The sequence below is a fragment of the Mesorhizobium sp. Root157 genome (assembly GCF_001427385.1).
In the GTDB taxonomy this organism is placed as follows: domain Bacteria; phylum Pseudomonadota; class Alphaproteobacteria; order Rhizobiales; family Rhizobiaceae; genus Mesorhizobium.
Map to the genome: position 1 here is coordinate 19,385 of NZ_LMGJ01000014.1, position 8,173 is coordinate 27,557.

The 8,173-nt window shown below is 56.4% G+C and carries 5 protein-coding genes; all 5 read right to left on the reverse strand.

Annotation, left to right across the window (positions count from 1 at the left end; genetic code table 11):
• Positions 1-2: 2 nt before the first annotated feature.
• Positions 3-3,104 (reverse strand): HsdR family type I site-specific deoxyribonuclease, encoded by a 3,102-nt coding sequence (locus ASD64_RS11520; RefSeq protein WP_056105226.1) that lies wholly within the window; start codon positions 3,102-3,104, stop codon positions 3-5.
• Entirely contained in the window at positions 3,097-4,269 is a 1,173-nt protein-coding gene (locus ASD64_RS11525; protein ID WP_056105228.1) for an AAA family ATPase, read from the reverse strand. The genes ASD64_RS11520 and ASD64_RS11525 overlap by 8 nt, the downstream gene beginning before the upstream one ends.
• Before the next feature lies 1 nt (position 4,270).
• Positions 4,271-5,416 (reverse strand): restriction endonuclease subunit S, encoded by a 1,146-nt coding sequence (locus ASD64_RS11530; RefSeq protein WP_056105230.1) that lies wholly within the window; start codon positions 5,414-5,416, stop codon positions 4,271-4,273.
• Positions 5,413-6,969, reverse strand: a complete 1,557-nt coding sequence (locus ASD64_RS11535) for a type I restriction-modification system subunit M (RefSeq protein WP_056105232.1) — start codon at positions 6,967-6,969, stop codon at positions 5,413-5,415. The genes ASD64_RS11530 and ASD64_RS11535 overlap by 4 nt, the downstream gene beginning before the upstream one ends.
• Positions 6,970-7,038: 69 nt before the next feature.
• Positions 7,039-8,173, reverse strand: a 1,135-nt coding sequence (locus tag ASD64_RS11540) for a WYL domain-containing protein (RefSeq protein WP_244480779.1), incomplete at its 5' end; no start/stop codon positions are given.

Consider the following 8,173-nt stretch of genomic DNA (forward strand, 5'->3'; position numbering starts at 1 on the left):
GTTCAGACCTGCCCTCCCACTCCCTTGAACTTCTCCACGAACACCGCAATTTTCTGGAACACGCTCTGCTTCTTGCTCAAGTATTGTGGATTAAGCGGACTCATCTTGGGCAGGACTGAATTGAGTTCCGTTCCGTTTTCACTGGCATATTCCCGCTTGAGCGAGGCGGTGATATAGCGCCTGGCCGCCTCGGCATTCAGGTTTTCGGCGTTGATCAGCTCCTGCGCCTCACGTTGCTGTTGCGCTTGGGCAAAGGTGAAGAAAGCCTCAATCACTTTTGCCTTATCGGCGATCTGATCCAGATCGGTTTGATTGATGAAATCCACCAGCAAACTTTCCTTGGCGCGGTTGCCCAGGCTGGCGCGGATCACACGGCGCACTTCGTCCACCAGGTCGGCTTTGCTCTTAGTCTTCTTATTGTGCTCGAAGATCAGCTCCAGGATGTAATCCAGGTTGATCTCCTGCGATTTCAGCAGGTCCACCTCGAATACCACGTCGTCCCAGTCGAGGGTGGATTTTTCTTTTTCAGTGGCGGCCTTTTCCTTGCGCAGCCAGTCGCGGATGTCGTTGTAGGTCGAGCGGTAGTCCTGGAGCTTGCGCTCGGCCGGCAACTTCACCGTCTGCAGCGCCGACAGATCGTCGGCGCTCAAATAGTGGCTAGCCTTAAACGCCTCTACCGCCGCCGGGTCATTCACGTCCACGTCCTGCAAGGCCTTCAGGCTGGCGAACTCATCGAAGTTCTGCAGCACGTTCTCCGCGCGCAGGTATTCGCCAAACAGCTTGGCAAAGGCCTTCCTGTCGGCTTCCTTTTCAATGGCAGCCGGGTCGGGGAAGCGCTGCTCCAACTCGTGCACCACGTCCACGAAGCCGCGCCTCGCCTCACCCGTAAGCACGTCGGAGAAGCCCTCCATATACTCCTTGTAGCTCTTTTCCAGCACCACGTTCTTGGTGTTCTTGTCACCGAATAGTGTGATGGCGTCGATGGTTGCCTGTTCCAGGTCGCGGAAGGTGACGATATTGCCGAAGGTCTTTGTGGCGTCAAAAATGCGGTTGGTGCGTGAATACGCCTGGATCAGGCCGTGGTAGCGCAGGTTCTTGTCCACGAACAACGTGTTGAGCGTGGGCGCATCGAAGCCGGTCAGGAACATGCCCACCACGATCAGCAGGTCGATTTGCCTACCCTTCACCTGCTTCGCCAGATCGCGGTAGTAGTTCTGGAAGCCGTTGCTGTCCACGCTGAAGCTAGTCTTGAACAGTGCATTGTAGTCGGCGATGGCGGCGCTTAAAAATTCTTTGGCGCTGCTGTTCATGGCCGACACATCGAAGCTTTCATCCTGGATATCGCCGATGGCGTCCTGCTCCTCGTTGGCGGCAAACGAGAAGATGGTGGCCACTCGCAAAGGCTTGTCGCTGCCTTTCTGTAGCTCCCTGAAGGACTCATAGTACAGCTTGGCCGCGTCAACGCTGCTCACCGCGAACATGGCGTTGAAACCCTTATTGCCCGCATGCAAGCGATGGGTCTTCTGCCGGAAGTTGTTCAGAATGTACTGGCTGATTTCGCGGATGCGGTCCGGGTGCAGCAGGGCCTGCTTGTTTTCCGCCGCGCTGAGCTTCTTCTCGTCCTGCTCGGTTTCGATGGCCTTGAACTGCGGGCGCACATCGTTGTAGTCCACCTTGAACTTGAGCACCTTCTCGTCGCGGATGGCGTCAGTGATGACATAGGAGTGCAACTCGCGGCCGAACACGCTGGCGGTGGTGTCCGCACCCAGTGCGTTCTGAGGGAAGATCGGCGTGCCGGTGAAGCCGAACTGGTAGTACTTCTTGAACTTCTTCTTGAGGTTCTTCTGGGCCTCGCCAAACTGGCTGCGGTGGCACTCGTCGAAGATGAACACGACCTGCTTGTGGTAGATGGGCAGGTCGCCCTCGCTCTTCATCAGGTTGTTGAGCTTCTGGATGGTGGTGACGATGATCTTGTTGTCGTCTTTCTCCAGATTGCGCTTGAGGCCGGCGGTTGAGTCCGAACCGTTCACGCTGTCCGGAGAGAAGCGCTGGTATTCCTTCATGGTCTGGTAGTCCAGATCCTTGCGGTCCACCACGAAGAACACCTTGTCGATGAAGTCCAACTCGGTGGCCAGACGCGCCGCCTTGAAGCTGGTCAGGGTCTTGCCCGAGCCTGTGGTGTGCCAGATGTACCCGCCGCCTTCTGGCTGGCTCCAGCTCTTGGCGGCACGGGCGCTCTTGATCTTCCACAGGATGCGTTCGGTGGCGGCGATCTGGTAGGGCCGCATCACCAGCAGGGTGTCGCTGACGTCGAACACCGAGTAATGCAGCAGCACGTTGAGCAGCGTGTGCTTCTGGAAGAAGGTGGCGGTGAAGTCCTTCAGATCCTTGATCAGGCTGTTGTCCGCCTTCGCCCAGTTCATGGTGAAGTCGAAGCTGTTCTTGTCGCGCCGCGTCGTGTTGGCAAAGTAACGGCTGTCGGTTCCGTTGGAGATCACGAATAGCTGCAGGTACTTGTACAGCGAATACTCGCTGTTGAAACTCTCCTTGCTGTAGCGGTGCACCTGGTTGAAGGCCTCGCGGATCGCCACGCCGCGCTTCTTCAGCTCCACCTGCACCAGCGGCAAGCCATTGACCAGCACCGTCACATCGTAGCGGTTAGCGTGGCTGCCGCTCTGCTCGAACTGCTTGATCACCTGCACTTTGTTGCGGGCGATGGTCTTCTTGTCCAGCAGATAGATATTCTGGATGTGCCCGTCATCGAACACGAAGTCCTGGATGTAGTCGTCGTGGATCTTGCGGGTTTTTTCGATGATACCGTCGCTGGGTTTGTCAAGGTAGGTTTCCACGAAGCGCAGCCATTCGCCGTCGGAGAATTGCACGGCGTTGAGCACCTGCAGCTGCACGCGCACGTTGGCCAGCAGGGCCTCGGGCGTGTTCAGGCCGGGCAGGAACTCATAGCCCTGATTGACCTGGTCCTGGATGAACTCGCGCTCCAGCGCCCCCTCGCTCTGGTAGCCTTCCGCCGCCTTCCATTCGCGGGTGTACTTGTCGAGAACGATAAAATTGTTGGATTCTACAATCGTCTTGGCGCAATCAACCATTTTCTTGTTCCTGCTGCCAGAAGCCGTAATTATTTTTCAAGTGATCGAGCAACAATTTGACCGTTGCCTTTTCAGGTGGCGTTGGCTCTGCAACGGTTTCGTTGGATAGCGTGCTGTGGCTTGTGAAATTAATAATTCTGTTCAGATAGAGCTGCTTGTCGTCAGGCAAAATCTCCGACCACTTTGGGTAACCCAGAAAGCTGGCCGTTTTCTCGTAAAGATTGCGCAACAAGGTGAAGTGATATTTTTCAACCTTGTCGTCGGCAATTGCCTGCTCGATGGTCTGTTTTAGATACAGGTGATAGGAGAAACTCTTGTTGGAGTCTCCGTTCTTTTCGATGAGCGAAAAACTGCCATCTTCAAAGTGCCCCAGCATGTAGCAGGCTTTGCCGTTCAGCTCATTGAACAGCACGTTGTAGAACAGCGGGCTGTGTGTGGTGACAACGAACTTCAGATCGGATTGGTTGGATTTGATCAGGCTTGCCAAGTTGACGGCCAGTTCGATCAGATGGTTCTCGTCCAACGAGCTCACGGGGTCGTCGATGAACACATATTCCAGCTGATCGAACTCATTTGTTTCACGATCGCCAAGTTCTGGCACGTTCAGAACACCAATCACCTGCTCGAGCAACGTGTAGAAAATGCTCCAGATGAAGTTACTTTCTTCACCCTTGGAGATTTTCAGATTCCCCGAATGCTCATCATCACCACGCTCGAGCGAGAAGGTGACCTCCGAGAAGGCTTTCGCAATGACCTCCCCGGTATTACCGTCCTTGCGTTCTTCATTGAAGCGCGGTGTGAGCTTGTTGTTGGTATAACGCTGAAACGTCGCAATGACGTTCATGTCCTGACCTTGATCCTTCAACGCCCAATCCGTGAAGGTGTTGGCCTGGATCTTCAGCCTTGGCTCGACATCGCCCGCTAAATCGTTATCCCAATAGAACAGGTCCTCGGTGAAGGCGTTGTAGTAGAGGATCTTGTTGCGCGACAACTCGGGCTGTTCCGCCTCGTCATTGCCTTCTCCACCGTTGGTCTTGGACGCAATCAGACGCTTGAACTCTCGCGAAAGACGCGTTTTGCCCGAGCCGTTGAAGGCATAGATCAGCTGCACCTTCTTGTTGGCGTCTTTCAGCTGCTGGGCGATCTCGGTCAGCGTCTTGCCCATGTCAGTCCGCCATTTCTTCCGCCTTGGGGAAGCTCAGCAGCCGGTCGCGGTAATAGGCGTACTGCTGCTGGCGCTGCGCGATCTCGCGCGGCAGGCCTTCGCTGAGAGAATTGGTCAGTGCGTCAAATTTGTCCAATATGCCCGCAATGCGCTCCTGTTCTCTCAGTTTGGGGAACGGGACTTTTAAGCTTTTTAGAAGGCCACCCGTCACCAGCGGTTGCCCCCCGCCGACTGCGTACTGATTCAGATTCATGTGTGTTAGCTGATGGAAGGCGAAACGGATGTTCCAATCATCAGTGAGGCTAAATACGAGCGTGTTATCAGATACGTCAAATTTGCCCGTTACAGCATTCACCAGCCCGGCATTGGCGCCAACGCGGGCAACCAGAATTACATCTCCTGAATACGCTGCATCATTAGTAAAGCCGATGGGCCCTGTCGACCCGTAAACCGGGACGGCGCCCTCTGAGGATCGAATTTTATTGCACCCCGATGCAATACTTTTGGTGACCTCCCCCAGCGTCTTCCACTCCACTTCTCCGTCTTCAAACCGCAGCAAGTGGTCGCGATAATAGTTGTATTGTTTTTTGCGGGCGGTAAGCTCGGCGGTAAGCTCGGCGGTAAGCTCGGTGAAAGCGTCCAGTATGCGGACGATTTCGGCCTGGATGGCCAGCGATTCCTGGGGGGTGTCTGGGCAGGGGATGGGGATTGCGAACTTGTCAGTATCGGGAGTTGCAATCTGTGGCATTTGCATCTTGCTACCAATTTTCCGAAAGTGCGGCTCATTCAATTTAAGAAAATGGTAAACATACTTGATATTGATGGCAGCACTATTCGCGTAATATGACCACATTTCATTCTTGTGGGAGAATGGCTTGTCGTAATACTCGAACTCAATAATGCCACGAGACTTGACGATAATTGAAGGTTCGCGATTTACATCTTTTGCCGGTATGTCCTCAAAATCAACGAAAGCAACAGTTCTCCCGCCCGCAAAGATTTTTACTGGTGCGCCGTCTTTGTGAAGCTCCTTCATCTGTCCAGCGGTGATCTTTGTTCCTTTAGTTCGAACAAGTACCTCCCCCAGCGCCTTCCATTCCACCACCACCCTATCCAGCAGCCTGTCCAGATAGTCTATGCCGCTCATGCCTCCGTCTCCGCGCCCTCGATCTCGGCGACGATGGCGTCGATTTCCCGGCGCAGCTGGTCAATGCGGGCGACGGTGGTTTTAAGCTCGGCATTGAGCGCGGCGATGTCCACGACCTCGCGGGTGTCCTTGGCTTCCACATAGCCGGAGACCGACAAGTTGTAGTCGTTGCCGGCGATGCGCTCCAGCGGCACCGAGCGGGCGAAGTGATCCACGTCGCCCTTGCTGTCGAAGGCCTGCATGATCTGCTCGATGTGCTCATCCAGCAGCACGTTGTTGTTGGTTTCCTTCTTGAACAGGGCGCTGGCATCGATGAACTGGGTGCGGGTGTCGGTCTTGTTCTTGGCCAGCACCAGAATGTTGACGGCGATGGTGGTGCCGTAGAACAGGTTGGGCGCCAGCGCGATCACCGTTTCCACGTAGTTGTTGTCGACCAGGTATTGGCGGATCTTCTGCTCGGCGCCGCCGCGATAGAAGATGCCGGGGAAGCAAACGATGGCAGCGCGGCCTTTGCTGGAGAGGTAGCTGAGCGCGTGCAGCACGAAGGCGAAGTCGGCCTTGGACTTGGGCGCCAGCACGCCGGCCGGGGCGAAACGCTCGTCGTTGATCAGGGTGGGATCGTCGCTGCCGATCCATTTCACCGAGTACGGCGGGTTGGAGACGATGGCATCGAACGGCTTGTCGCCGCCGAAATGCGGCTCTAGCAGGGTGTTGCCCAGCTGAATGTTGAACTTGTCGTAGTTGATGTTGTGCAGAAACATGTTCATCCGCGCCAGGTTGTAGGTGGTGTGGTTGATCTCCTGGCCGAAGAATCCGTCCTCGATGACGTGGGCGTCGAAATGCTTCTTGGCTTGCAGCAGCAGCGAGCCGGAACCGCAGGCCGGGTCGTAGATCTTGTTGACGCTGGTCTGCTTGTGCATCGCCAGCCGGGCGATCAGCCGGGACACGTGCTGCGGGGTGAAGAACTCGCCGCCAGACTTGCCGGCATTAGCGGCGTAATTGGAAATCAGGAATTCATAGGCATCGCCGAACAGGTCGATATGGGCGGCACCGAAGTGGCCAAAGTCCAGCCCGGCCACGCCCTTGAGAACGGCAGCCAGGCGGGCGTTCTTGTCCTTGACGGTATTTCCCAGGCGGTTGCTGGTGATATCGAAATCGGCGAACAGGCCCTTTATGTCGTGCTCGGACGGGTAGCCGTTGGCTGAGGCCTCAATGGCGGCGAAGATGGCGGCCAGGTCGGTGTTCAGCTTTTCGTTGCTGTGGGCCTTGGCGGCGACATTGGCGAACAACTGGCTGGGGTAGATGAAGTAGCCCTTGGTCTTGATCGCGTCGTCCTTGATCTCAGCCGTGATCACGCTGTCGGCCAGCGCGGCATATTTGATACTCTCGTCGCCGCCTTCGATGTAGCTGGCGAAATTTTCGCTGATGAAGCGGTAGAACAGTGTACTAAGCACATACTGCTTGAAATCCCAGCCGTCGACGGCACCACGCACATCATTGGCGATCTGCCAGATCTGGCGTTGCAGGGCGGCGCGTTGTTGGGTGCTAGTCATCTTCAAAGTCCAGTTTCGATTCGATGGATTGGGCTCAGGCGGCCCATGCGATGAGGGTGTCCGGCGTCGTCATGTAGCTCCCTCGAGCACCAGATCACGGTTGAGCAGCACGATCTGCTGGTCCTGCGGCTTCCGAGCGGCCGGGTCGATATCGAGCCCAAGCCGCTTGAGCGCGTAATAAAGCAAGGCGCGCCGAACCCTGATCTTTGCCCTGCTACCCCGCATGCCGTAGTCGAGCGCAATGACCTTCGCCTGTGCTTCGGAGAGGTCAGGGTGAGGACCGACTTCGAGCGTGACCTCGGAATGCCAGTCGTGGTCGTCGTCAGCCGACGTTCCGCTCTCGCGTGACCCACGAATCTCGAGCATCCGTGAGAGCAGGAAGTCCTTGAAGCACTCATCCGTTAGGCAGAACGCCCGCGTGTGCCAACGGAACCCATCAAACGCGATGGCATGGGGCGCGATCCACCGCCAGCGTGGCTCTGGGCTGGAGAGGGACTGGTATCTCACCTCGATTGCTTCTGACCTGCGGATGGCGCCGATGATCGAGCGCAGAGTTATAGGATCGACACCGCGCACGGGCGTCGGAGCTGATGCATAGGGTGGGAGGTTGGCGATCCACGAATCCTCGCGGTCGAGGATCCCGTCAGCTACCGACCGCAGTTCGGCAAGATAGCGGCTGGCATCGGGTTCGAGAAATTTCGGCTTGAATTCTGGAGAGCGGACATAGGTCCGCGCGCGCTTGTCGTAGACCATGTTGTCCGGCGCGAAGCCGTAATAGCGATTCAGGTCGGTGGACGCCTGGTTGAGCGACACCCCGAATGTGCCCATCAAATCAGAACGATTGACGCGTCCTTCCCAAAACAGACGGAACTCGATGAACTCGAGTCGTCGTTCAATGCCCCACCGAAGATCGGCTTTTTCGGCCCCCACAATGCCCCCACGGCTTGACCAGACGGAAACTGGGATCACCCAGTTTCTAGTTTGTCCGGCGACCGTACCTAAGGCCTGGAGAGTATTCAACCAAGAAAGCGAAAAGGTCGAAGAGACTGGCACCCGCATTGCGTCTTCACCACTCCGCCCCATCCCCCGCAGAAACCCAAACTCGAGGTGTTGGTTTCCACGCGGAACTGAGCCGGTTAGGCGCATAATTTCCATTGAGAATTGAGCCATGTGAACCTTCCCCCAACGCGGTGAGTGGCGGGGG

Bases quoted from the DNA above. Each gene is read 5' to 3' on its own strand.
- ASD64_RS11520 (WP_056105226.1), bottom strand. From the start codon at position 3,104: ATGGTTGATTGCGCCAAGACGATTGTAGAATCCAACAATTTTATCGTT.
- ASD64_RS11525 (WP_056105228.1), bottom strand. From the start codon at position 4,269: ATGGGCAAGACGCTGACCGAGATCGCCCAGCAGCTGAAAGACGCCAAC.
- ASD64_RS11535 (WP_056105232.1), bottom strand. From the start codon at position 6,969: ATGACTAGCACCCAACAACGCGCCGCCCTGCAACGCCAGATCTGGCAG.
- ASD64_RS11530 (WP_056105230.1), bottom strand. From the start codon at position 5,416: ATGAGCGGCATAGACTATCTGGACAGGCTGCTGGATAGGGTGGTGGTG.